Annotated in this window: 22 protein-coding genes; 21 read left to right on the top strand and 1 reads right to left on the bottom strand. The window is 72.2% G+C overall.

Annotated features, from left to right (window positions below):
* Nucleotides 1-101: 101 nt before the first annotated feature.
* Complete coding sequence (locus ACH47X_RS18675) at nt 102-2,393, top strand: collagen binding domain-containing protein (protein WP_397406021.1); 2,292 nt, start codon at nt 102-104, stop codon at nt 2,391-2,393.
* Between the two features lie 138 nt (nt 2,394-2,531).
* Nucleotides 2,532-5,159 carry a right-handed parallel beta-helix repeat-containing protein gene (locus tag ACH47X_RS18670; protein WP_397406020.1) on the top strand — a complete coding sequence of 876 codons (2,628 nt, stop codon included), beginning with the start codon at nt 2,532-2,534 and terminating at the stop codon, nt 5,157-5,159.
* 88 nt (nt 5,160-5,247) lie between these two features.
* Here the strand turns inward: ACH47X_RS18670 and ACH47X_RS18665 are convergent, their stop codons facing one another.
* Nucleotides 5,248-5,985, bottom strand: a complete 738-nt coding sequence (locus tag ACH47X_RS18665; RefSeq protein ID WP_397406019.1) for a FadR/GntR family transcriptional regulator — start codon at nt 5,983-5,985, stop codon at nt 5,248-5,250.
* Between the two features lie 164 nt (nt 5,986-6,149).
* On the opposite strand from ACH47X_RS18665, the gene ACH47X_RS18660 reads away from it, so the two are divergent.
* From ACH47X_RS18660 to ACH47X_RS18570, 19 genes are all read left to right on the top strand, one after another.
* Nucleotides 6,150-7,238: an enolase C-terminal domain-like protein gene (locus ACH47X_RS18660; RefSeq protein ID WP_397406018.1), complete on the top strand. Its 1,089-nt coding sequence runs from the start codon at nt 6,150-6,152 to the stop codon at nt 7,236-7,238.
* Between the two features lie 43 nt (nt 7,239-7,281).
* Entirely contained in the window at nt 7,282-8,304 is a 1,023-nt protein-coding gene (locus ACH47X_RS18655) for a hydroxyacid dehydrogenase (RefSeq protein WP_397406017.1), read from the top strand.
* Nucleotides 8,297-9,295, top strand: coding sequence for an aldo/keto reductase (locus tag ACH47X_RS18650; protein WP_397406016.1), 999 nt, complete (start codon nt 8,297-8,299; stop codon nt 9,293-9,295). The genes ACH47X_RS18655 and ACH47X_RS18650 overlap by 8 nt, the downstream gene beginning before the upstream one ends.
* Nucleotides 9,292-10,761 (top strand): hypothetical protein, encoded by a 1,470-nt coding sequence (locus tag ACH47X_RS18645; RefSeq protein ID WP_397406015.1) that lies wholly within the window; start codon nt 9,292-9,294, stop codon nt 10,759-10,761. The genes ACH47X_RS18650 and ACH47X_RS18645 overlap by 4 nt, the downstream gene beginning before the upstream one ends.
* Before the next feature lie 108 nt (nt 10,762-10,869).
* The gene (locus ACH47X_RS18640; protein WP_397406014.1) at nt 10,870-12,147 is read left to right on the top strand and encodes an ABC transporter substrate-binding protein; all 1,278 of its coding nucleotides are present in this window, start codon (nt 10,870-10,872) and stop codon (nt 12,145-12,147) included.
* 1 nt (nt 12,148) lies between these two features.
* The gene (locus tag ACH47X_RS18635) at nt 12,149-13,063 is read left to right on the top strand and encodes a carbohydrate ABC transporter permease (RefSeq protein ID WP_142033098.1); all 915 of its coding nucleotides are present in this window, start codon (nt 12,149-12,151) and stop codon (nt 13,061-13,063) included.
* Nucleotides 13,060-13,902: a carbohydrate ABC transporter permease gene (locus tag ACH47X_RS18630; protein ID WP_397406013.1), complete on the top strand. Its 843-nt coding sequence runs from the start codon at nt 13,060-13,062 to the stop codon at nt 13,900-13,902. The genes ACH47X_RS18635 and ACH47X_RS18630 overlap by 4 nt, the downstream gene beginning before the upstream one ends.
* 48 nt (nt 13,903-13,950) lie before the next feature.
* Nucleotides 13,951-14,655, top strand: a complete 705-nt coding sequence (gene deoC / locus ACH47X_RS18625; protein ID WP_397406012.1) for a deoxyribose-phosphate aldolase — start codon at nt 13,951-13,953, stop codon at nt 14,653-14,655.
* Entirely contained in the window at nt 14,645-15,664 is a 1,020-nt protein-coding gene (locus ACH47X_RS18620; protein ID WP_397406011.1) for a ribokinase, read from the top strand. The genes deoC and ACH47X_RS18620 overlap by 11 nt, the downstream gene beginning before the upstream one ends.
* Nucleotides 15,661-16,158, top strand: coding sequence for an RbsD/FucU domain-containing protein (locus ACH47X_RS18615; RefSeq protein ID WP_397406010.1), 498 nt, complete (start codon nt 15,661-15,663; stop codon nt 16,156-16,158). The genes ACH47X_RS18620 and ACH47X_RS18615 overlap by 4 nt, the downstream gene beginning before the upstream one ends.
* Before the next feature lie 3 nt (nt 16,159-16,161).
* Complete coding sequence (locus ACH47X_RS18610; protein WP_397406009.1) at nt 16,162-17,070, top strand: amidohydrolase family protein; 909 nt, start codon at nt 16,162-16,164, stop codon at nt 17,068-17,070.
* Nucleotides 17,067-17,936, top strand: a complete 870-nt coding sequence (locus ACH47X_RS18605; RefSeq protein ID WP_397406008.1) for a fumarylacetoacetate hydrolase family protein — start codon at nt 17,067-17,069, stop codon at nt 17,934-17,936. Before ACH47X_RS18610 ends, ACH47X_RS18605 begins: the two co-directional genes overlap by 4 nt.
* Nucleotides 17,933-18,679: an SDR family NAD(P)-dependent oxidoreductase gene (locus ACH47X_RS18600; RefSeq protein WP_397406007.1), complete on the top strand. Its 747-nt coding sequence runs from the start codon at nt 17,933-17,935 to the stop codon at nt 18,677-18,679. The genes ACH47X_RS18605 and ACH47X_RS18600 overlap by 4 nt, the downstream gene beginning before the upstream one ends.
* Before the next feature lie 57 nt (nt 18,680-18,736).
* The gene (solA, locus tag ACH47X_RS18595; protein ID WP_397406006.1) at nt 18,737-19,879 is read left to right on the top strand and encodes an N-methyl-L-tryptophan oxidase; all 1,143 of its coding nucleotides are present in this window, start codon (nt 18,737-18,739) and stop codon (nt 19,877-19,879) included.
* A gap of 43 nt (nt 19,880-19,922) precedes the next feature.
* Nucleotides 19,923-20,438 carry a hypothetical protein gene (locus tag ACH47X_RS18590; RefSeq protein WP_397406005.1) on the top strand — a complete coding sequence of 172 codons (516 nt, stop codon included), beginning with the start codon at nt 19,923-19,925 and terminating at the stop codon, nt 20,436-20,438.
* 93 nt (nt 20,439-20,531) lie between these two features.
* Nucleotides 20,532-22,712, top strand: coding sequence for an RICIN domain-containing protein (locus ACH47X_RS18585; protein WP_397406004.1), 2,181 nt, complete (start codon nt 20,532-20,534; stop codon nt 22,710-22,712).
* 192 nt (nt 22,713-22,904) lie between these two features.
* Entirely contained in the window at nt 22,905-23,318 is a 414-nt protein-coding gene (locus tag ACH47X_RS18580) for a nuclear transport factor 2 family protein (RefSeq protein WP_397406003.1), read from the top strand.
* Nucleotides 23,319-23,341: 23 nt separating this feature from the next.
* Entirely contained in the window at nt 23,342-23,812 is a 471-nt protein-coding gene (locus ACH47X_RS18575) for a nuclear transport factor 2 family protein (RefSeq protein WP_397406002.1), read from the top strand.
* A gap of 38 nt (nt 23,813-23,850) precedes the next feature.
* Complete coding sequence (locus ACH47X_RS18570; RefSeq protein WP_397406001.1) at nt 23,851-25,101, top strand: epoxide hydrolase family protein; 1,251 nt, start codon at nt 23,851-23,853, stop codon at nt 25,099-25,101.
* The last annotated feature ends 38 nt before the right edge of the window (nt 25,102-25,139 follow it).

The raw sequence follows: 25,139 nt of genomic DNA, 5'->3' as shown, positions 1-25,139 counted from the left end.
GTCAGGTGTCAATCTGCCACAGCCGCGCCGTCGATCGCAAACACGATGCGCGCGCATCGTTCGTCGCGCGGTGAGACGGGTTGTCTCATAACGTGTCTCGCGTGAAGCGCACCCCAGGGGGCTTGGGCGCACTCGCGGCGGCGGTTCTGGTCGCGGTTGGCGCAGTCGTTCCGGTGATGTCGGCGTCGGCGGCCACGACCGCCGGCTGGGCGCAATGGGACCCGTTGTCCGGTTCAGCCGGGGACTGGTCCACGAGCGTGCGGCTCCCGGCGAACGGCTTCCCGGAGGCGACGGTGACCTCCGACTCGCGCGGCGGCGTCGGTGTGATCTCCGGAGCGTCCTCCTGGCTCGCCGCCGGCACTCCGCCCGGTGAGGTCTACGGGTCGAGCCGCGACCAGCAGTACCTCAATCTGCGGCCGCAGGCCGACCGGCCCTCTTCGCCGTCGACCACCACCTACACCTTCGAGCGCCCGACGCCGCCCGGCGGCTGGGCGTTCGTGCTCGGCGACATCGACGCGGACCGCGCCGTGGTGACCGCGCTCGGCGTGGACGGCCGGGAGCTCGAAGGTGCGGAGCTCGGCTTCCAGGGTGGCTTCAACTACTGCTCGGGTGCGGGGTCGCCGTCGTGCACGGGGGACCCTGCGGACGTGCCGACCTGGGACCCGGCCACCGGCGAGCTGCTCGGCAACACGGACGCGAACGACACCTCGGGCGCCGCCGGCTGGTTCCAGCCCACCACCCCGATCAAGTCGCTCACCGTCCAGTTCTTCCAGCGCAGCGGGTTTCCCGTCTACCAGACGTGGTTCGCCTCCCTGGCGCGCGACATCTCCGGGACCGTGAACCTGGTCGACGAGGCGGGCGCCCCGCAGGGCGTCCTGCCGGGCGCGACCCTCACGCTGTTCGGCCCGGACGGCGCCGAGGTCGCCACGACCACCTCGGACGAGAGCGGCCAGTACGACTTTCCCGGTTACACGGCCGCGGACGGGTACGGCGTGGAGCTGACCACCCTGCCCGAGGCCGACGACGACCACCCGTACGGGCTCGTCCCGTACGGCGAGCGCGCGGTCGAGGGCGTGGACCTCGGCGACGCCGATGCGAGCGGCGTCGACTTCGCGGCGCGTGACGTCGTGCCCGTGGCCGTCAGCGGCACGGTCCTGACCGACGACGGCGAGCCCGTGCGCGGCGCGACCGTCACCCTCACGCCGGTCGGCGGCGGCGTGGCGCTCACCGCGGTGACCAGCTCGACGGGTGAGTACCTGATCGACCACGTCGCCTGGGACGCCGAGAACGACCGCCCGCAGGAGTACACGTTCTCGCTGAGCGACCTGCCCGAGGGCTTCGCCGCCGGCTCGGCGCCGGACCCCGTCACGGTGCGGGTCGGGCAGGAGGAGGCCAGCACGGGCAACGACTTCGTCGTCCGGGCGCCCGCGTCCCTCTCCGGCGCGGTGACCGTGGGCGGCGAGCCCGTCGCGGGCGTCGTCGTCACACGCGAGGGGCCGGGCGGGAGCGTCAGCACCACGACCGGTGCCGACGGCACCTACCGCTTCGACGAGGTGCCCGCCGGCGACCACACGGTCAGCGTCACCGTTCCCGACGGCTACCGGGCCGACGGTCCCGCCGCGCGGGACGTCACGGTCGGGGCGGACGACGTGACCGACGTCGACTTCGGCCTGTCGCACCCCGGGGCGATCGGCGGCACCGTGGCCGACGACACGGGGCAGCCCGTGGCCGGCACGACCGTCACGGTGACCGGCCCGGACGGCCCGGTCACCCTCGTCACCGACGACGTCGGCGGGTACTTCGTGGGCGACCTGCCGCCGGGCGACTACACGATCGTGATCACGCTGCCCGAGGGGTACACGGCCGAGGTCGTCGAACGGTCCGTCACCATCACCAGCGCCGGCGAGGACCTGCTGCAGGAGGATTTCGCCCTGGTCAACGGGCCCGCAGAGCCCGGGGGGCAGCCGGCCGGCGGCACGGTCAGGCACGCCGGGGGCGCACCCGTGCCCGGCACCCGGGTGACGGTCACGGACGCCGACGGCACGCCGGTCGCCGCCACGAAGGCGGACGACGACGGCACCTGGCGTACCCGGCTGCCCGCCGGCACCTACACCGCCGTCGTGCACCCCGGGGAGGGGTACGTCGTGGACGGCGAGGGCCGCATCACCTTCGAGGTGGCCGACGCCGAGGTGACCGGGCTCGACTTCGTGCTCACCAACGCCACGCGGTCCCCAAACCCTGGCACCGACCCGTCGGCCGGTCCCGACCCGGACCCGGCGGAGCCGGGCGACCTGGCCGCCACGGGTGCGACCGTCGGCTCGGTGACGCTGGCCGCCGGCGTGCTCGTGGCAGCGGGCGTCGCGATGGTTCGGGGCTCACGCCGCCGGAGCTGAGCCTTGCGGGGACCCGAGAACTCCCTCTAGCGTGCACATGTCATACATGTTCCCTCGCTGAGTCGGTGCTGCCGTCCGGGCGACGGGGAGCACGACACACGACGAGGGAGTCTCTCGATGACGAGAAGGATCCATCCGGTGACGAGGCTGCGCGCCGTGGCCGTCACCCTGGCACTGACGGTGGGCGCGGCGCTCGGGGCGGGCGCTCCCGCGTCGGCGCTGCCGGCGGCGCCCGGGCACGGACGGCTGGTGGTGTACGTCTCGGCGTCCGACGGCGACGACGCGAACCCGGGCACCCGGGGCGCCCCGTTCCGCACGATCGCCGCGGCCCGCGACGCGCTCGCGGGCCGCACCTCGGCCCAGCACCGGGGCACGGTCTGGGTGCGAGGCGGCGAGTACGTGCTCGACGACACGGTCGCCCTCTCCGGCCCCGAGAACTCGTGGGTCACCTACGCCGCCTTCGGCGACGAGCAGGTGACCATCACGGGCACGCACGAGCTGCCCGCCGACGGCTGGCAGCGGCTGACCGACCTGGGCGCGGACGAGCTCGCCCAGCCGCAGTACGCGGCGAGCTCGCGGCTGGACAGCCCGGAGCTGCGCGACGGCGTCTGGGTCTACGACCTGGGCGCGCAGGGCATCGACCCGGGCACGCTGTACAAGAACGGCTTCAACTGGGTGCAGCAGCCGTTCGCCCCGGAGCTGGTCGTCGACGGCGCCACCCAGACGCTCGCCGAGTACCCGAACGGGAACGCCTGCGAGACCAGGGACACCGCGTGCCACCTGTGGGGCACCGGGGCCAAGTGGGGCGCCGTCGGGCCGCAGGACCTGATGAACGTGGACCTGCTGGGCCGGTTCGGGGCCCAGAGCGCCTGGGAGCGCAGCGGGACCACGCCGCGCGGCCAGTTCGAGGACAAGAAGCAGACGCTGGCCGACCCGGACGAGCGCGGCTCGTGGACGCCCGAGCAGATGCGCACCATGACGCCGTCGATCTTCACGGTGGGCGGGCGCGCGGCCGAGGGCGACCGCTACCAGCGCTGGGCGCCGCAGGCGGAGCCCGTGGTGGACGACCTGGGCGGGCGCGGCCTCGCGGAGTACTCCGACGTGCCGGTGCAGCTCGACCCGCGGTGGATCGAGGACATCGACAGCACGCGGTACGAGACCGAGGCGTGGCTGTCCGGCTACCTGGGCAACAACTACGCCAACGACATGGTGCGGCTGCTGTCCTGGAACGAGGACCGGCTCTACGCCAAGTACCCGTCGATGTACATCCCGCAGGACGAGTGGACCAAGGTCAAGGTCGTCAACGTGCTGTCCGAGATGGACGCGGCCGGCGAGTACTACATCGACCGCTACGACGGCCACGACGTCCTGTACTACCTGCCCGAGGGCGGCTCGGTTGAGGGCAAGGACATCTCGCTGATGGCCTTCGACAAGAGCTTCTTCCACCTGGAGGGCACCACCGGCGTCACCCTGCGGGGCCTCGGCATGACCGGTTCGCTCGTGAGCGGCGTGCAGCTCCTGGACGCCGTCGACACCCTGATCGACGACGTCGAGATCTCGAACGTGAGCATGGACGCCGTCCGGATCGGGCGGCCCGCCGACACGATCACGGCGATGCCCGACTACCAGACCTTCCAGGGCGGGCACGGCAACGTGGTGCGGAACTCGTACCTGCACGACCTGGGCGGGGGCGGCGTGCTGCTCGGCGGCGGCGACCGCGCCACCCTGGAGCGCGGCGACAACGTGGCGCGGTACAACGAGATCGCGCGGTTCTCGAAGCTCGCGACGTACACGCCCGCCGGGTACCTGTACGGCGTCGGCAACACGTTCGAGCACAACTACGTGCACGACGCCCCGCACATGGCGGTCCAGATCATGGGCAACGACATGAAGGTGAACCACAACCACTTCTACGACCTGGTGAAGAACGCCGGCGACCAGGGCGTCGTCTACACGGGCCGTGACTACACCTTCCTCGGCAACGAGGTGGCGTACAACCACTTCGAGAAGATCGGCGGCTCGAACGACGCGTTCTACATGGACGACGGAGCCTCGGGCATGCGGTTCCACCACAACGTGGTGCAGGGCGCGCACTCCGGCGTGTTCTTCCAGTCGGGGCACAGCAACACGGCCAACGACAACGTCTTCGTCGACGTCGACCGCACCGGCCACGACATGATGTACCACCAGAAGGGCGAGAAGTCCCTGCCGGTGTCCAACGCGTGGGTGGTGCACAGCCGGTTCGACACGTTTCTCGACGTGCGGCCGGGCGAGAAGTACAGCGCGACGCCGCAGACCGTGGCCACCTGGCACGACCACTACACGAACGGCGAGCACACCTACTCCGATGGCACCCCGATCGTGTACCCGGAGATCGCCGACTGGTACGTGCCGCGGGTCGCCGCGACCGGGGTGGCCTGCACGGCCGCGGACTACGCGACCGACGCCACCAACGGGTGCAGCCGGGCCACGGTCTGGAACAGCGCGGACTCGCTGTACGCCCCGGCGCGGATCGAGATCGACCACTCGGTCGTGATCGGCGGCGGGGACTACGCGGCCGGCTCGGCCACGTTCTCGGCCCCGGCCGAGACCTACGGCCTGGCGCGGTGGAGCGACAAGGTGGGCACGAACGTCGTCCGCCCGGCCTCCCTGGCCGAGGCGGGCCTGGACGAGGAGACCCTCACGTTCTCGACCACGGGGGCCGTCGCGGACGCGTTCGGCCAGGCGTGGGTCGAGGAGTGGAACCGCCTGGTCACCACCCCCTGACCGGCCCCGACTTCGTTGAGTGCTGGCTATTTGTGGTCCGGAACCGGTTCCGGACCACAAATAGCCAGCACTCAACGAGGCGGGCGGGTCACTCCGAGGGGCGGCGGCGGGCCCAGCTGCCCGTGATGTGGTCGCGCATCGCGGCCGACGCCGCCTCGGCGTCGCCCGCGAGCAGCGCCGTCAGGATGTGGGTGTGCTGCTCGTGCGTCAGCTCGAGGTCCTCGCGCGTGGGGTGCCCGCTGTACTGCGGCGTGTGCAGGGCCTTGCCCTGGATGTTCGAGACGATCGCCCGGCCGAACGCGTCCTGCGAGGCGCGGTGGATCAGCTCGTGGAACTCGACGTCGGCCGCCGCGTAGGCGGTCGGGTCGTCCATCAGCCCGGCGAGCTCCTCGGCCTTGGCCGTCAGCGCCGCGCGCTGCGACGCGTCCAGCAGGCCGGCGGCGCGCTCCGCCATGGCGCACTCCAGCGTGGCGCGGACCTGGACCAGGTTGTCGAGGTAGACCAGCCGGTCCTCGCGCTGGAACAGTGCGTCCAGCACCAGGGGGTCCAGGAGGCTCCACTGGTCCTGGTCCAGCACCACGGTGCCCCAGCCCTGGCGCGTCGCGACGAGCCCCTTCTCGGCCAGGGTGGTCGTGGCCTCTCGGATCACCGTGCGGCTCACCTCGTACTGCTCGCACAGCACGCCGGCCGGCGGCAGCGCCGACCCGGGCGCGTAGTCGCCGACGACGATCGCCGTGACCAGGCTCTTGACGACAGCCGCGGCGAGCGGGGGACGGTGCCGCTGGGGGCGGGGTACTGCGGCACCGGCCGCGGGCGTCGAGTTCATCGAACCGAGGGTAGTCGAGTGTTGTACTATCGTCACTCGTATCATAAGTTATGAATGACATGCTGGCGGAGCGTCGCGAGCGTGCTGTCTCGACGACGATGTGGAGCACGATGCGAATCACCGGGTACCGGAGCCTGACGACGATTCACCGCTGGGGTCGTCCCGTGGGCGATGTGAACGGCGTGGTGGCCGGTGGCGTGACCGAGGTGCCCATCGTCCTGGTCGAGACCGACGGCGGGCTGACCGGCGTCGGCCTCGGTGCGCACGGCGACATCGCGCGGGTGTTCCCCGCCCTGGACGGGCAGGACCCACGGGCCGTCACCGCGCTGTACGACCGGATGCTCGCGTTCGTCTTCAAGTCCGGGCACAACGGCGCCACGTTCGGCACGATCGGCGCCCTCGACATGGCCCTGTGGGACCTCAAGGCCAAGATGGCGGACGAGCCGCTGTGGCAGACCCTCGGCGCCGACGACCGGTTCGTGCGTGGCTACGCCTCGGGCCTGGAGTACGGGCTCGGCGACGACGAGCTGGTCGGCCTCTACGAGCAGTGGGCCGAGCGCGGCTACACGGGCGCCAAGGTCAAGGGCGGCCTCGACGTGAACCGCGACGCCAAGCGGCTGGCCGCCGTGCGCGACGTGCTGCGCGTCAACAGCGACCAGCCCGCCATGATGTACGACGTGAACGAGTCCTGGGGCCGGCACCAGGCGGTCCGGCTCGCGCGCCAGGTCGAGGAGCAGGTGGACCTGACCTGGATCGAGGAGCCCGTGCGGCGCTGGGACGTGCCGGGCCACCGCGCGGTCGTGACCGGCGTGCAGGCCGCCGTGGCAACCGGCGAGAACCTCACCGGCCTGGAGCAGTACCGGCAGCTCCTCGACCAGGACGCCGTGACGGTGGTGCAGGCCGGCAGCGTCTGGGGCATCACCCACTTCCTGCGGGTGTCCGTGCTGGCCCTGGGCAAGGACCTGCCCGTGAGCCCGGTGGCGTACGACGCCAACCCGGTGGCGCACGCGGCCGCGGCGGTGCCGAACCACCTCGTCACCGAGGTCCAGGACCTCCAGGCCCCGGTGGGTCTCACCGTGGACCAGGAGTTCACCGACGGCGGGATACTTCTCGGCAGGTCGCCCGGGCTGGGCATCGAGGTCGACGAGGTGCTCATCGCAGCGCAGCGGGAGTCAGGGGCGTGGTCCGCCCCCGCCGGACCGCACGTGCGCCCCGCCGACGCCGGCCTGCGGCTCGCGCCGCGCCGGTCGTGACCGCCCCTGACCGCCCGGTCCAGCCAAGGAGGATGACCACCCCATGACCCAGCGCCCCCGCGCGGTCCTCGCCTTCGGGCCGCCGTCCCTCGTGGGCCAGATCTTCACGCCGGACGCCCTCGCCCGGATCACCGCGGTGCTCGACGTCGACGTCGAGCAGGTGGTCACCGAGACCGGTTCGGACGCCGCGCGCCGGCTGCTCGCCGACGCCGAGGTGCTGCTCGCGGGCTGGGGCGCGCCCCGGATCGGTGTCGAGCACGCCCCGCTGCTGCGCGCCGTCGTCTACGCCGGGGGTGTGGCGAGCACCTGTCTCGACGACCCCGCGGCCCACGCCGCCCGCGGCCTGGTCGCCGCGAACGCGCGCGCCGTCAACGCCGTGCCCGTGGCCGAGTACACGCTCGCGGCGATCCTGCTGGCCAACAAGCGTGCCTGGGCCGCCGAGCGGTCCTACCGCGCGAGCCGGCGGCTGCCCGACCGCGCCGACGAGCGGGCGGACCTCGGCAACTACCGCCGCACGGTCGGCATCGTGGGCGCCTCCCAGGTGGGGCGTCGCGTGATCGAGCTGCTGCGCCCGTTCGACCTCGACGTCATGGTGTACAGCCCGGAGCTGGACGCGGAGAGCGCGGCCGCGCTCGGTGCCCGGTACGGCACCCTGGACGAGGTCGCGGCGCGGAGCGACGTGCTCTCGCTGCACCAGCCGGTGCTGCCGGAGACGGTCGGCCAGATCGACGCCCGCGTCCTGGCTCTCCTGCCCGACGGCGCGACGCTGGTCAACACCGCGCGCGGTGCCGTCGTCGACGAGGCCGCGCTCCTGGCCGAGCTGCGCACCGGGCGGATCGACGCCGTGCTCGACGTGACCGAGCCCGAGCCCCCGGCCGCCGACAGCGAGCTGTGGGACCTGCCGAACGTGGTGCTCACGCCGCACATCGCCGGGTCGGCCGGGGGCGAGCTGCACCGCATGGGCGACCACGTGGCGGCCGAGGCCGAGCGGTACGCCGCCGGGCTGCCGTTCGCCCACCCCGAGCGCCTCGCGCCCCGGAACCCGGGAGGCGCAGCCCATGCGTGAGCACACCCTGCGTACCGGCACGCGGCTGACCGAGCTCGGCTTCGGCGCCGCGCAGCTCGGCAACCTCTATCGCGAGACCAGCGACCAGGAGGCACGCGCCGCCGTGGACGCCGCCTGGGCCGCCGGCGTCCGGTACTTCGACACCGCGCCGCACTACGGCCTCGGCCTGTCCGAGCGGCGGCTGGGCGCGGCGCTCGCCGAGCGCCCGCGCGACGAGTACGTCGTCTCGACCAAGGTGGGACGGGCCCTGGTGCCGACGCCGGAGCGCGCACACCTGACGGACGACGGCGGGTTCGCCGTCCCGGCCGCGCACCGGCGGGAGTGGGACTTCTCGCGCGACGGCGTGCTGCGCTCGCTCGAGGGCAGCCTGGACCGGCTCGGGCTGGACCGGGTCGACGTCGTCTACCTGCACGACCCCGACGACCACTGGGAGCAGGCGTCCACGGGCGGCGTCCGCGCGCTCGTGGAGCTGCGCGACCAGGGCGTGGTCTCGGCGGTCGGCGCGGGCATGAACCAGTCGGCGATGCTCGCCCGGTTCGTCCGCGAGACCGACGTCGACGTCGTCATGTGCGCGGGGCGGTTCACCCTCGTGGACCACGTGGCCGTGGCCGACCTGCTGCCCGCCGCCGTCGAGCGCGGCGTGTCCGTGGTCGCGGCCGCCGTCTACAACTCGGGGCTGCTGGCCGACCCGCGCCCGCGCCCGGGCGCTCGGTTCGACTACGCGGAGGCCCCCGGCGACCTCGTGGCCCGGGTGCACCGCATCGCGGACGCCGCCGAGCGGTACGGCGTCACCGTCCCGGACCTGGCGGCCCGGTTCGCGCTGCGGCACCCGGCCGTGGCGTCGGTCGTCATGGGCATGCGCACCGCGGAGCACGTGACGACGTCCGCCGAGCGGATCGCCCGCGACGTGCCGGCCGGGCTCTGGGACGAGCTCGACCGCCTCGACCTGGTGCCGCACCTCTCATCACCGACAGGACGGAGCACGTCATGACCACCCACCACGCCGCGGGGCCCGCGGCGGCACCGAAGGTGACCGCCCTCGCCCGCTGGATGCGCACCTGGGTGGGTGCGGAGGGCCAGATCCGGGGCTTCCACAACCACAGCGTGTGGGGCACCAACCCGGCCACGTTCATCGACTTCACCAGCGGCCACCAGGCGTTCTCGGCGCCCGCCACGGCAGCGTTCGCCGAGGCGCTCGCCCGGCACCCCGACGGCCGAGGGCTCGACCTGTGGCGCAGGATGATGCTGTTCCAGGCGCGCACCGTCCAGGACGACGGGCAGTTCCGGCACATCGGCTTCCAGGTGGGGGAGTCGGCCACGGCGGGCCTCATCCACAACATGGCGGGCTGCATCGGGTTGCTGGAAGGGCTGCGGCACGCCGGGCATCTGCTGGACCCCGCGGAGGTCGCGGAGGTCCTGCGTGCCGTGGCGGCCAACCTGGAGGCGTGCCGCGTGTACGGCGGCGGCCGGCCGACGCCCGAGGGCACGGTGAACCAGGAGTACGCCCGGGTCTGGGCCAAGCTCCGGTACACGGAGCTGTCCGGCGACGACCGGTACGCCGACGAGCTCGAGGAGGACCTCGACGCCCTGGTGCGGCTCAGCGCCGCGCCGGGCGTGCCGGACGACGAGAGCTCCGGTGCGTACCGGCAGCCCACCGACCGGGCGGGCGGCGGCATCCTGGAGCCGGCCGAGTACTACGGGCTGATGATGGTGCCGCTCGTGCTCGGGTCGAGGCGGTTCGGCCGCCGCGACCTGCTCGACGAGGCGGTCCGCCTGGGCCTGCACGTGGCGCGGTCGGCGTGGGTGGACGAGCGGGGCTGCACCCGCTACCACCGGTACTGGTACGTCCGCGAGGACACCGTGCTGCGCACCACCACGCCCATGCTGATCGCGGGCATGGGGCTGAGCCTCTACGGGATCGACGAGATCCTCGCGGAGGTGAGCAACCCCGAGCTCGGTCGGTTCGTGGACGCGTGCCTGGCCACCTACGCCCACTACCAGACGCCGGCCGGCTACTTCGCGTCGGCCACGGGCTGGCACAACGAGGCGGACGTCGCGCCGAGCACGGCGTGGCACGCCCACGACCTGATGTTCCTGGTGCGGCACGTGAGCACGCGCGACTCGTTCTGGGCCGAGGTGTTCGCCGACCCGGACCGGCGGTCCGTGCTGCTCTCCGACCGGGCCTACTGGGTCGAGGACGGGGCGCACTGGGCGATCCTCAGCCCCGAGACCGCGGGTGACCTCAGCATCTTCGGGCGCAAGGACCGGGACACCTTCGGGCGCTCGTTCTTCGCCTGGACCGACAAGGAGCCGCTCCCGCAGGAGCTGGAGCTGGCCGAGGTGCCGCACTACTTCGTGGCGGACGACGGCATCTACCGGCTCGACGACTCGACCCGGGAGACCGACGTGTCGGTGCTCGGCGACCTGCCGTACCGGGGCCACGTGCGCGACGCGTGAACCCGTCACGTGCACCCTTGCACGCGACTTTGCACATGTAGTATGTATTACAACTAGCCAAGCCCGAGACCGGGTACGGCTCGGACCCCCCAAGGTAGGGAGACAAAGATGTCAACTACGTTCCTGCGCCGCGCGCGCGGCGCCGTGGTGCTCGGCATGGCCCCGGTCCTCGCGCTCGCGGCCTGCGGCTCCGAGGGCGGCAGCGGCGACGCGGCCGGCGACGGCTCCGTGCGCATGCTCGTGAACATCACGGACAACCTCACGCAGGCCAAGTGGGAGGAGCTCGTCAAGCCGTTCGAGGACGAGAGCGGGATCGACGTCAAGATCGAGGGCCCCAGCGGCCAGTCGGTCGCCGAGTCCTTCCCCTCGCTGCTCGCGGCCGGTACCGCCCCCGACGTCATCGAGTCGATCGTGCCGGGCCCCGACACGGCCCCCGAGGTGCTCGACCTGACCGGGTACGACTGGGCCTCCGGCACCCCGATGGCCGACCTGTACTCGACGGACGGCACGATCAACGTCGTCGGCGTCGGCATGCAGGCGCAGTCGCTGATGTACTACAACGCGGACCTCTTCGCGGAGGCGGGCATCACCGAGCCGCCGACCACCTGGGACGAGCTCGACGACGCCCTCGCCGCCCTCGCCGCCAAGGACGTGGCGACACCTATCGCCTTCGCCTCCGACTGGGCCACCGGCGTCCAGGTCCAGGAGATCTGGCACCCCCAGCAGAACGTCGCCACGCCGGGCTGGCAGCAGAGCGTGGCGGACGGCTCGTCCACCCTCGGCGACCAGTTCCAGCCGGTGTTCGAGCACGTCGCCGACTGGATCGAGGCGGGGTACACGACCGCGGACGACGTGGCGACCGACAGCGGCACGCAGGAGGCCAACTTCATCGCGGGCGACGTGGGCATCTACCCGATGGGCTCGTGGTTCAGCACCACGCTCGCGGCCTCCCCGCCCGACTTCGAGGTGGGCGTGTTCGCCCCGCCGGTCGACGACGCCGCCGACGCCCCCGGGCCGATGGGCGCCACCCTGGCCTTCCCGTACATGGTGTGGAAGGGCACGGCGAACCCCGACGGCGCCACAGCGCTGGTCGAGTACCTGACCACGGACGAGGCAGCCATCGCCGCCCAGGCCGAGATGGACAGCTTCAGCCGCGAGGGCCTGGAGGCCAGCAGCAACGAGTACGCGGGCATGGTGCAGGAGCTGTCCGACGCCGCGCCGTCGTACGTCGTGCCCGGCAACCAGACCGTCGGCGACTACGCGCTGCCGGTGGCCGGGTTCAACCCCAAGTTCACCGAGCTCGTCCAGGGCCTGTGGCAGGGCCGTTCCCCGGCCGACGTCGCCGGTGACCTGACCGCCTGGTACGAGGCGGAGAAGCTCGGCTGACATGGCTCGCACCACGACCACCCGGCGAGGACTCCTCAGCGGTCTCGCGAACGGGCTGATGACCCTGCCGGCCGCCGCCGTCTACACCGGGCTGACGGTGGTGCCGGTCGGGTACGCCGTCTACTACTCGTTCACGCAGTACAACGGCATCCCGAGCCAGGCCCCCACCTGGGTGGGCTGGGAGAACTACGCGCGGATCATCGCCGACCCGATCGGCGACCTGCGTCCGGCGGCGTGGGTGACGCTCGTGATCGCCGTGGTCGGCGCCTTCCTCGTGAACGGCGCCGCCCTCGGCATCGCGATGCTGCTGCGCCGCACCACGGCGTTCAACACGTTCGCGCGCGCCGTGATGTTCTACCCCCACGTGCTGTCCGCCCTCATCGTGGGGTTCCTCTGGCAGGCGATCCTGGGCCCGCAGGGCGCCGTGAACAACCTGCTGGAGCACGCCGGGCGGTCCACGCTGCCGTTCCTGGCGGACCCGGACTGGGCACTGGTGACCCTCGTGGGCGTGATCGTGTGGGCGCAGTTCGGCGTCCAGCTCGTGCTGTACCTGGCGGGCCTGCAGGCCGTCTCCCCGGAGCTCCAGGAGGCCGCGCGGCTCGACGGCGCGAACGGACCCCAGGTGTTCCGGCACGTCACCTGGCCGGCGCTCGCGCCGACCGTGACGGTCACGATCGTCACGTCGATCCTGTCGCTGCTCAAGGTCTACGACGTGGTGCTGGGCCTGACCAACGGCGGGCCCGGCGACGCCACGCAGACCTGGGCGTACGAGATCCTCGCGGTCTCCTTCGCCAACAACAAGGTGGGCCTCGCGTGCGCGCAGGCCGTCCTGCTGGTCGTCGTGGCCGGAATCCTGTCTTTCACGATCATCGCGCTCCGCAGGCGGGCCGAAGAAGGAGCGGAGGCCGTCGGATGACGCGCACCACACCGATCCGCACGGCGCTCCGCGTCGGCCTCGTCGCCGTGCTCTCGATCGCCATGCTCGTGCCGATGTACATCATGGTGGTCAACGCCTTCAAGCCGCAGCAGGAGATCCTGCTGTCCCCGCTCGGGTTCGACCTGGCCACCCTGACCACCGAACACATCGCGGCCGCGTGGCAGAACACGAGCTTCCCCGTGGTCGAGGGGTACGCCGTCACGCTGTTCCTGGTGCTGGCCTGCAACGTGGTGGCGATCGGGGCGTCCGTCCCGGCCGCGTACACGATCGCCCGCACACCCACGCCGCTGTTCCGGTTCCTGCTGTTCTTCTTCGTCGCGGGCATGTTCGTGCCGGCGCAGATCATCCTGGTCCCGGCCATCTTCGTGCTCAAGGCCCTCGGGCTGATGGGCACGCTCGCGGGCCTGGTGCTGTTCATGTCGTCCACGATGATCCCGTTCACGCTGTTCATCTTCAGCGGGTACATCCGGATGCTGCCGAGGTCGCTGGACGAGGCCGCCTCGATCGACGGCGCGGGCCGCCAGCGCATCCTGTGGACCATCGTGTTCCCGCTCATGCGGCCCATCGTGGCCACCGCGTTCATCCTCAACGCGCTGAGCGCCTGGAACGACTTCGTGAGCCCGCAGCTCATCCTCGGGCCCGGCTCGCAGTTCCGGACCATCACCACCGGCGTCTACGCCGCGGTGTCCACGTACACGACCAACTACGAGATCGTCTTCCCCACCCTGCTGCTCGCCGTGGTGCCCATCCTGCTGATCTTCGTGCTCATGCAGCGGCACATCATGGGCGGCCTCTCGGCCGGTGCCGTCAAGGGCTGACCGCCCCGCCCCGCGCACCCGCGCACCACCCGTCACAAGGAGACCCGAATGACCGTCGACTTCACCGACTCCAAGCAGGTCGCCCAGGCGATCCAGTACACGAACGTCAACCCGGACCTGACCCGGGCCGACCTCGTCAGGCACGTCGAGACCTGCGTCGAGTACGGGTTCGATGCCGCGATGATCGCGCCCTACTGGGTCTCGCTCGCCAAGGACGTGCTGGCCGGCACAGGCGTGCGCGTGGCCTCCACCCTGAACTTCCCGATGGCCAACGACACCCTGAAGATGCGCCTGGCCGCCCTGCGCGCCCTGGTCGCCGAGGGCGTCGACGAGTTCGACTTCCCGCCGCACCCCGGGCTGCTGATCGGCGGCGACGAGGAGCTGTACGCGCGCGACGTCACCGAGATCGTGTCCGTGGCCCACGCCGAGGGCGTCAAGGTCAAGGCGATGCTGGAGTTCGGCTTCCTCGACACCGACGAGCTCAAGGTGAGGGCCACCCGGATCGCCTACGAGGCCGGCGTGGACTGGGTCAAGCAGTCCTCGGGCTGGGGCAAGGGCGGCCTGGCGGCCACCGAGCACGACGTGCGCCTGCTCGCCGAGAACATCGAGCCGCCCTGCCGGGTCAAGGTGTCCGGCAAGGTCAACACCCTCGAGAAGATGCGGTCGCTGTTCGAGGCCGGCGCCGAGCTGGTCGGCACCAGCTCGGGCCCGGCGATCGTCGACGGCCTCGTGGGGGACCCGGATGCCTACTGACGCCAGGGACGCGGCGCGTGCCGCGAGCCCGGCCCGGGTCGCCGTCGTCGGCAGCTACGCCAAGGCGCTGGTGATGACGGCGGACCGCATCCCCGCGCCCGGCGAGACCCTGATCGGCCGCGACTTCCGCGGGACGTTCGGTGGCAAAGGCTCCGACATGGCCGTCCAGGCGGCGCGGCTGGGCGCCACGGTGCCCTACCTCGGCGTCGTCGGCGACGACGTCTACGGCACGGAGTTCCGCGAGCTCCTGGAGCAGGAGGGCGTCGACCCGGTCGGGCTGCGCGTCGCGCCGGGGGAGTCGACCGGCGTCGGCTTCATCGTCAAGGACACCGCGGGCCGCAACGTCATCGTCGTCGACCCGGGGGCGAACGACAGCTTCTCCCCGGCCGACGTCGACGCGGCGGCCGGGGCGCTGGGCGGCGCCCACGTCGCGCTCGCACAGCTCGAGATACCGCTGGCCACCGCCCTGCACGCGCTCACCGTGGCGCGGGCGGCCGGGGTCACCACGATCCTGAACCCCGCGCCCGCGGTCGACCTGCGCGGGACCGACCTGACCTGCGTGGACGTGCTGACGCCGAACGAGCACGAGGCCAGGGCGACCCTCGGCCTCGGGCCCGACGACGCCACGCCGCCCGCCGAGCTGGGCCGGCGCCTGCTGGCCCTCGGCCCGCGCGCCGTGGTGATCACGCTCGGCGAGGCCGGCGCGCTGGTCGTCACCGCCGACGGCAGCGTCGAGGTGCCGCCGGTGCGCGTGGACGTCGTCGACTCGAACGGCGGGGGCGACAGCTTCAACGCGGCCCTGGCCGTGGCCCTCGGCGAGGGCCACGACCTGCCCGCCGCCGCGGGCTTCGCCGGTACCGTCGCCGCACTGTGCTGCGAGCACTGGGAGACCGTCCCGTCCTACCAGGACCGGGCCACGGTCGACGCGTTCCTCGCCGCCGACCGCACGACCGGGACGACCACGAGCACCACCACGAGCACGACGACGAGCACGGAGGCGCGACGATGAGAGCTGGACGGATCCTGCACCCGCAGCTGGCCGGGAGCCTGGCCACGCTGGGGCACACCGACGTGGTGCTGGTCACCGACGCGGGCTTCCCCATCCCCGCCGGGGCCAACCGGGTGGACCTCGCGCTGACGCGCGGGCAGCTCGACGTGCGGTCGGTGCTGCGGGCGCTGCTGGAGAACACGTTCTTCGAGGAGGCGCACTTCGCCGGCGAGCTCAAGACGCACCACCCGCGCCTGTACGGCGAGGTGCAGGACATCTTCACCGGCTCAGGGGCCACCTTCCACGGCACCACGCACGAGGCGCTCATCGAGCAGTGGGCCCCACGCGCCAAGGTCGTGGTGCGCTCGGGCTCCTTCGAGCCCTGGGCCAACTTCGCGCTGGTCGCCTCGACGGCGCCGTTCGAGTGGTTCGACGACGACGAGGTGACGATCCTGCCCGCCTACGTCGAGCGGCGCCGCCTCATCACCGAGGCCGTCCGACCCGACCTGGGCTGAGCCATGACGCAGAGGATCGACGCGCACCACCACCTGTGGGTGCGCTCACGGACGCCGCAGGACTGGATCGACCCGGTGAGCATGGCGGCCATCGACGCCGACTTCACGCCGGACGACCTGGCCGAGGCGCTCGCCGGCCAGGGCGTGACGGGCACCGTCGTGGTCCAGTCGGTGCAGGTCGAGGCCGAGACCGTGGACCTGCTCGCCCTCGCGGCCCGCACCCCGGTGGTCCAGGGCGTGGTGGGCTGGGTGGACCTGACGGCCCCCGATGTCGCCGACGCCCTGGCCCGGCTGCGGTCCGGGCCGGGCGGCGCCCACCTGGTGGGCGTCCGGTCGATGGTCCAGGCGGAGCACGACCCCGCCTACCTGGACGGCGCCGACCTGCGCCGGGGCATGCGGGCGGTGGCCGCCACGGGCCTCGCGCTCGACCTGGTGACCCGGCACGACCAGCTCCCCGCCGTCGCGCGGCTGGTCCGCGAGCTGCCCGAGGTGCCGTTCGTGCTGGACCACCTGGGCAAGCCGCCGCTCGCCGGCGACGACCCCACCACCGGCGGCGACCTCGCCGACTGGGCGGCGGCCATCGACGTCGTCGCGGCCTCGCCGAACGTGACGGCCAAGTTGTCCGGCCTGGTCACCGAGGCGTCCTGGACCGGCTGGTCGGCCGAGGGCCTGCGCCCCGCCGTCGAGCACGCGCTCGCGGCCTTCGGGGCGGGCCGGCTCATGTTCGGCTCCGACTGGCCGGTCAGCCTGCTGGCCGCCCGCTATGACACGTGGGTCGAGACGCTGTCGGGTCTCCTGGCCGGTCTGCCGCCGGCCGCGCAGGAAACGATCTGGCACGGCACGGCGCGTCGCGTGTACGGCCTGCCCGCTTCCGCTACCCAAGAACCCCGGCACGAAGAGGAGCAAGGATGAAGTTCGCCCGGATCGGAACCCCCGGCCAGGAGCGACCCGTGGTGCACGACGGCGACGGCTGGCGGGACCTGAGCCCGCTCACGGCGGACCTCGACGGCGCCTTCCTCGCCGCCGACGGCGTGGCGCGCACCCGCGCGGCCCTGGCGGCCGGGACGCTCGCCGAGGTCGACGTGGACGGCATGCGGTTCGGTGCCCCGGTGGCGCGGCCGTCGGCCGTCGTCTGCGTGGGCATGAACTACGCGGCGCACGCCGCGGAGTCCGGCTCCGCCCCGCCGGAGCGCCCGGTGATCTTCCTCAAGACGCCGAACACCGTGGCCGGGCCGGACGACGTCGTCACCATCCCGCGAGGCAGCCGGAAGACGGACTGGGAGGTGGAGCTCGCGGTGGTGATCGGCCGCCGCGCGAGCTACCTCGACTCGCCCGAGCAGGCACGCGACGTGATCGCCGGGTACACCGTGGCCAACGACCTGTCGGAGCGCGCGTGGCAGATCGAGGAGTCCGGCGGCCAGTGGTCCAAGGGCAAGAACGCCCCCGGCTTCACGCCGCTCGGCCCGTGGCTCGTCACGCCCGACGAGGTGGACGGTGCCGGTACCGGGCTGCGGCTGCGCTCCTTCGTCAACGGCGAGCCGCGCCAGGACTCGTCCACGGCCGACCTGATCTTCGGCGTCGACGTGCTGGTGCACACCCTCAGCCAGTACCTGGCCCTGGAGCCCGGCGACGTGCTGCTGACCGGCACGCCCGAGGGCGTCGCGCTGTCGGGCCGGTTCCCGTACCTGCGCCCGGGCGACGTCGTCGAGGTCGAGGTCGAGGGCCTGGGCCGCCAGCGCCAGGAGTACGTGGCGTGGGAGCCGGAGGTGCGCGCATGACCGCCTTCGACGGCCTCGTCGCCGTTGTGACGGGCGGGTCCTCCGGTATCGGCGCCGCGATCGTGCGCCGGCTGCGCGCGGGCGGGGCCCGGGTCGCGGTGTTCGACGTCGACCCCGACGCGGCCGACGCCGAACTCGCCCTGCCGGTCGACGTGACCGACGCCGCCTCCGTCGAGGCCGCGACGGCCACCGTCGGGAAGGAGCTCGGCCGGCTCGACGTGCTGGTCAACAACGCGGGCATCGGCGCGCAGGGCACCGTGGCCGACAACCCCGACGAGGAGTGGCTGCGGGTGCTCGACCTGAACGTGGTCGGCATCGCGCGCACCACACGGGCCGCGCTGCCGCTGCTGCGGCGCTCGCCCGCCGCCGCGATCGTCAACACGTGCTCGATCGCCGCGACCGCCGGACTGCCCCAGCGCGCGCTGTACAGCGCCAGCAAGGGCGCCGTGCTCGCGCTGACCCAGGCCATGGCCGCGGACCACGTGCGCGAGGGCATCCGGGTCAACGCCGTGAACCCCGGCACCGTGGACACCCCCTGGGTGGGGCGGCTCCTGGCGCGGGCGGACGACCCGGCGGCCGAGCGCGCGGCCCTGGAGGCACGGCAGCCGCACGGTCGCCTGGTCTCCGCGGACGAGGTCGCCGAGGCGGTCGCGTACCTGGCGAGCCCGCAGGCGGCGTCCACCACGGGCACGACGATCGCGGTGGACGGCGGGATGCACTCGCTGCGGGTCCGCCCCGCGTGACGTCTCGGCGGCCGGTCCCCGGCGCTGCGCCGGGGACCGCGGGGTTAGCGTGGCCGGATGAGCACCATCACCACTGATGTCGTCGTCGTCGGGCTGGGCGGGTTCGGGAGCGCCGCGCTCTGGCGGCTCGCCGAGCGCGGGGTCTCCGTGGCCGGGATCGACCGCTTCGACATCGGGCACAACCTGGGGTCCTCGCACGGTGCGACCCGGCTGTTCCGGGTCGCCTGCATGGAGCACCCCGGGTTGGCCGCCGTGGCCCGCAGGTCGCTGGACCTGTGGACCGGGCTGGGGGAGCGCTACGGCGAGAGCTACGTGGAGCAGACCGGCTGCCTGAGCGTCGGGAGCCCGGCGTCGCTGCCGGTCCGGGGCACGACGGCGGCGGCCGAGGCGGCCGGCGTCGAGGTGTACCACCTGTCGCACGACGAGCTGGTACGCCGGTACCCGCAGTACGCCGGCCTGGACGAGCAGACCGTCGCCGTGCTCGACCCCGAGGGCGGGCTGTGCTTCCCCGAGCGCAACGTCCGCGCGCAGGTCCGGGCCGCGGCCGAGGCGGGCGCCCAGGTGTACCCGGGCACGCGCGTGACCTCGGTGGAGCTCGTCGACGGTGGCGTGCGCGTGACCACGCCCACCGCCGTCTTCGAGGCCGCGCAGGCGGTCGTCACCGCCGGGGCCTGGAACGCCAAGCTGCTGCCCGGCCTGCCGCTGCGGCCCCGCCGGACCCCGCTGTACTGGTTCGCGCCGAAGGAGGGCGCCTCACAGCCGTTCGACCTCGCCGCGTTCCCGTCGTTCATCTACGAGCTCGCCGACGGACGCGGCCTGTGGGGCCACGGGAGCGGCGACGGCTTCCACATCAAGATCGGGCTCAGCGACCACGGGCACGACGACACCGACCCCGACGAGCTGGACCGGTACATCCACCCGCGGCGCGACGTCGACCGCCTGGCCGAGGCGGTCGCGGCGGCGTTCCCGCAGGTGGACCCGGTCCCGGTCAAGGCGATCCCGTGCATGATCACCAACTCGCCGGACGAGCAGTTCCTCGTCGGCCGCCCCGGCGGCGACCCGCGCCTGGTCATGGCGGGCGGGGACAGCGGGCACGGGTTCAAGCACGTCGCGGGTGTGGGCGAGCTGCTGGCGCAGATCGCGGTCGGGGAGGAGACCTACAGCGACGTCGGCTTCATGGACCCGGACCGGTTCGCGTGAAGAATGGCACCGAGCACCCCCTGACATGCGGAAAGATGCGCGCATGAGGTTCGAGTATTTTGCGGCCCCCGACGACGAGACGGCGGCCCTGACGATCGACGGCGGAGAGATCGACGGAGCCGTGGGATCCCACGTGGTCGATCCCGCCTCCGTGCTGGGCCAGCTGGAGCGGCTGCTCGGCGGCCCCACGGGCGACGACGGCCTGCGCAGCGCCCAGCTCGTGGCAGAGAGCCCGGACGGCGCCCGGCTGCTCATCCGGCTGTCCAACCACCTGGTCACGTTGTTCGGCATGGTGCGACCCACCACGCTGGACGACGTCGTCAAGCACTGGTCCCTCTCGCGGCGCTTCCGCCGGGCGGAGCCCGAGGATCTGCACGCCTTCGCCGCCGGCCTGCACGACCTGTGCAAGGGCAGCGGCAAGCGCGTGTACTGCCGGGCGACGGCGGACGAGAGCGAGCTGGCCGCGGCGATGGCCCCGGCCGGGTCGGCGTCCGCGGGCGAGCCCGGCGCGGACGGCGCGGACCCGGCCGAGCCCAGGCCCCTGCCCCGGCGGCGCTGATAGGGGTTTTTACCTACTGACAGGTTAGTAAGTGGCTCGGTAGGGTGAGGCGCCGCCGCGACGACGCGGCGCCAGACCCTGCCGGAGGCTGCCATGTCACGTGTTCGGAAGGTGGTCGGCGCACTCAGCGCCGTCCTGCTCGCCGGTCTGCTGGGGGTGGTCGCGTCGCCCGGCGCGACCGCCGCCTCGACCGGCACCATCGTCGGGTCGGCCAGCGGCCGGTGCCTCGACGTGACCGAGGGGTCGACCGCCAACGGCAACCGGCCCCAGATCTGGGACTGCACGGCGAACAACGCCAACCAGACCTGGACCTTCGCCGACGACGGCTCCGTGCGCGGGCTCGGCAAGTGCCTCGACGTCGCCGACGGCTCGACGGCGAACGGAGCCGTCGTCCACCTCTGGGACTGCTACTCCTCGCTCGCGAGCCAGCGCTGGACCCTGACCGCGGCCGGTGACCTGGTCAACCAGGCCGCGAACAAGTGCCTGGACGTGACCGGCGGGGCGACGGCGAACGGGACCAAGGTGCAGCTCTGGACCTGCACCGGCGCCGCCAACCAGAAGTGGACGCACAACGGGGGCTCCGCGCCTGGGCCGGACCCGGACGCGGTGCTCCCGGACCCGGCCAACCCCGACCTCGGCCCGAACGTGGCGGTCTTCGACACCTCCATGTCCGACGCCGCGATCCAGGCCAGGCTGAACAGCGTCTTCGACGCGCAGGAGACCAACCAGTTCGGCCCCCAGCGCCACGCCATGCTGTTCTACCCGGGCTCCTACGACGTCGACGCGAACGTGGGCTTCTTCACCCAGGTCGCGGGACTGGGCCTGGTGCCCGACGACGTGAACATCAACGGCCACGTGCACGTCGAGGCGGACTGGTGGCCCGACGGCTCGCAGAACGCCACGCAGAACTTCTGGCGTTCCGCCGAGGGCCTGTCCGTCACGCCAGCCGACCGCAACGACCGGTGGTCCGTGTCCCAGGCGGCGCCCTACCGGCGCATGCACCTGCGCGGCAACCTCGCCCTGTCCGACGGCGGCTGGTCGTCCGGCGGGTTCATCGCCGACTCGAAGGTCGACGGCCAGATCAACTCCGGCACGCAGCAGCAGTTCCTGACCCGCAACTCCGCGATGGGCAGCTGGACCGGGTCCAACTGGAACCAGGTGTTCGTCGGCAGCACCGGGGCGCCGTCGAACAGCTTCCCGAACCCGCCCTACACGACCGTCGCCGCGACCCCGAAGGTCGCGGAGAAGCCGTACCTCTACGTCGACGACAACGGCTCCTACCGGGTGTTCGTCCCGGCCGTGCGGTCCGGCTCCGTCGGCACGACCTGGGCCGGAGGCAACCCCGCCGGCCGGTCCCTGCCGATCGGCGACTTCCACGTGGTGCGCCCCGGGGACTCCGCGGCCGGCATGAACGCGGCCCTCGCCGCCGGCAAGAACCTGCTGGTCACCCCCGGCACCTACCCGATCGACCAGACGCTCCAGGTCAACCGCGCCGACACCGTGGTGCTGGGGCTGGGCCTCGCGACGTTCGTGCCGCAGGGCGGCATCGACGCCATGCGCGTGGCCGACGTCGACGGCGTGCGCCTGGCGGGCGTCATGTTCGACGCCGGGACCGGTGGCTCGAACGTGCTGCTGCAGGTGGGTCCGGCCGGCTCGTCCGCCGACCACGCGGCCAACCCGACGGTGCTGTCCGACGTGTTCATCCGGGTGGGCGGCTCGATCGCGGGCAAGGCCGTGGTGAGCATGGAGGTCAACAGCGACGACGTGATCGGCGACCACGCCTGGATCTGGCGTGCCGACCACGGCAACGGCGGGACGGTGGGCTGGACCGTCAACACCGGCCGCAACGGCCTGATCGTCAACGGCGACGACGTGACGATGTACGGCCTGTTCGTGGAGCACTACCAGCAGTACCAGACCATCTGGAACGGCGAGCGCGGGCGCACGTACTTCTACCAGAACGAGATGCCGTACGACCCGCCGAACCAGGCCGCGTACATGAACGGCTCCACGGAGGGCTGGGCGGCGTACAAGGTGGGCGACGCCGTGACCGACCACCAGGCCTGGGGGCTCGGCAGCTACGCGTTCTTCAACGTCAACCCGGCGGTGGCGAACGCGCGGGCCTTCGAGGTGCCGGTCCGGTCGGGCGTGCGGTTCCACAACATGGTCACCGTGTCGCTCGGCGGCGTGGGCACCATCCGGCGAGTCATCAACAACACGGGGGAGACGGTGAACTCCGGTCGGCAGGTGACGTACCTGACGACGGGGCCGTGACGGCTGCTGGTTGACCTCTCCCCTTCGAGGCCTGAGTTTCTTCGCTTTGACTCACGTCAAAGCGAAGAAACTCAGGCCTCGAACACGTCTCGGACAGGGCTACGGGGCGGCGGGTGGCAAGTTTTGGACTTGTGGGTCCAATTTATGGCGCGCACAGTGGACCGCACAGTCCAGTCAAGGAGAGAAGCCCCCATGTCCAGCAGCACCAGCATCACCACCGGTACGGAGCGGGAAGCACGAAACGACGCCCTCGTGCGTGAGTTCGTCGACACCTTCGAGAAGCAGGACGCCGCCCTGCTCGGCTCCTACTTCGCCGACGACGTCGTCTTCGAGAACTACGGCGACCCCGTCGTCCACGGCCGGGCCGATCTCGTCGCGATGTGGGCGGGCGTGTTCCGTAACTTCGCCGACGTCCGGTTCGAGACCCTCCACCAGGCCGTCGACGGCGACGTCGTGATCGCCGAGCAGGTGCACGGCCTCGCCCTGGCGGGCGGGTCGCTCGCGCCGATCAGGAACCTCGCGGTCTACGAGATCCGCGACGGGAAGATCGCCGCCTGGCGGGACTACACCAACCCCCTGGAGGCCAAGCGCCTCCTGGGCCTCTGACCCGGCAGCGGAAGGGCAGACCCATGAGAGACCTGGACACCCTGAACGCCATCGAGGACATCCGCCGCGTCGAGGCCCGCTATGCCCGGTACGCCGACCAGAAGCGCTGGCAGGACCTCGCCGGGCTGTTCACCGACCACGGCTGGTTCCGCTCCCTCGACGTGGACGGCAACGAGATCGTCCACATGGAGGGTCCCGCCGACATCGCGGAGCAGCTCGACGCCCACAACTCCGGCGACGTGCAGCCCCTGCACCAGCTGTTCACGCACGAGATCGACGTCGAGTCCGCCGACACCGCCTCGGCGGTCTGGGCGATGTCCGACCTCATCTTCCGCGGTGACGGCGCGATCCCCGAGTCCGCCCCCGGGGACACCCTGCCGCCGTTCCGCACCATGCGCGGCTGGGGCCACTACCACGTCACCTACCGCAGGGTCGGCGGCGAGTGGCGCATCGCCACCCGCACCCAGACCCGCACCCGGCTGGAGTTCGCATGACGAGCTCGCCCGTACCCGACCCCCGAAGGAGCGCCACCGTGTCCGCCACCGAGAACACCGCCACCGTGAACACCGACCTCGAGCAGCACCGGTTCACCGTCTCGATCCCCCAGGAGACGATCGATGACCTCAAGGACCGACTGCGCAACACCCGCTGGCCCGCCGACATCGACGAGAACGACGGCTACTACGGCACCAGCCAGGCCTACATGAAGGAGCTCGTCGCCTACTGGATCGACCAGTACGACTGGCGGGCGGCCGAGCGCGCGCTGAACGAGGCGAACCAGTACCGCGTCACGGTCGACGGCACGCCGATCCACTTCGTGAAGCAGGACGGCGTGGGGCCGGCGCCGATCCCGCTGGTCATGAGCCACGGCTGGCCCTGGAGCTACCGCGAGTGGTCCAAGGTGATCGGGCCGCTGACCGACCCGGCGGCGCACGGCGGCGACCCGGCCGACGCGTTCGACGTCATCGTCCCCTCCCTGGCGGGCTTCGGGTTCTCGACGCCGGCGGGCCGCCCGGACATGAACTTCTGGAAGATGGCGGAGCTCTGGCACAAGCTGATGACCGAGCACCTCGGTCACGAGAGGTACGCCGCGGCCGGCGCCGACTACGGCGCCCTGGTCACGAGCCAGCTCGGCCACAAGTACGCCAACGACCTGTACGGCATCTGGCTCGGCCACGCGATCCACCTGGACCTGTTCCAGGGCGAGCGGCCGTGGGACCTGACGGGTGGCGCGATGGTCCCGACCGGTGCGTCCGACGAGATCAGGGACGGCATCCTCACCTTCCAGGACCGGTACGCGTCGCACGTCGCGGTGCACATCCTCGACAACCAGAACCTCGCCTACGGGCTCGCCGACTCGCCCGTCGGGATGCTGTCCTGGATCCTGCGCCGGTGGACCAAGTGGAGCGAGTCGAACGGCGACGTCGAGAGCGTGTTCCCGCGGGAGCACCTGATCACGAACGCGACGATCTGGTGGGTCACGAACTCGATCACCAGCTCGATCCGTTCGTACGTCAACGCCAACCGGTACCCGTGGACGCCGTCGCACGACCGCACCCCGATCATCGAGGCACCCACCGGGCTCACGTTCCTCGGCAACGAGAACCCGCCCGGGGTGAGCACCGCGCAGCGGGTCCAGGCGTTCCTCGACGACCCCGCCGAGAAGCCCTGGTACAACCCGACCTACCTCAACGCGCACGAGCACGGCGGGCACTTCACGCCGTGGGAGAACCCCGAGGCGGTCATCGAGGACATCCGCGCGACGTTCCGCCCGCTCCGCTGAGCACGGACGCCACGGTCCTGCCCCCCGCGGTTGGACCG

The organism is Promicromonospora kroppenstedtii (assembly GCF_044389675.1).
Taxonomy (GTDB): Bacteria; Actinomycetota; Actinomycetes; order Actinomycetales; family Cellulomonadaceae; genus Promicromonospora; species Promicromonospora kroppenstedtii.
This window is presented reverse-complemented; position numbering and strand designations above follow the sequence as displayed.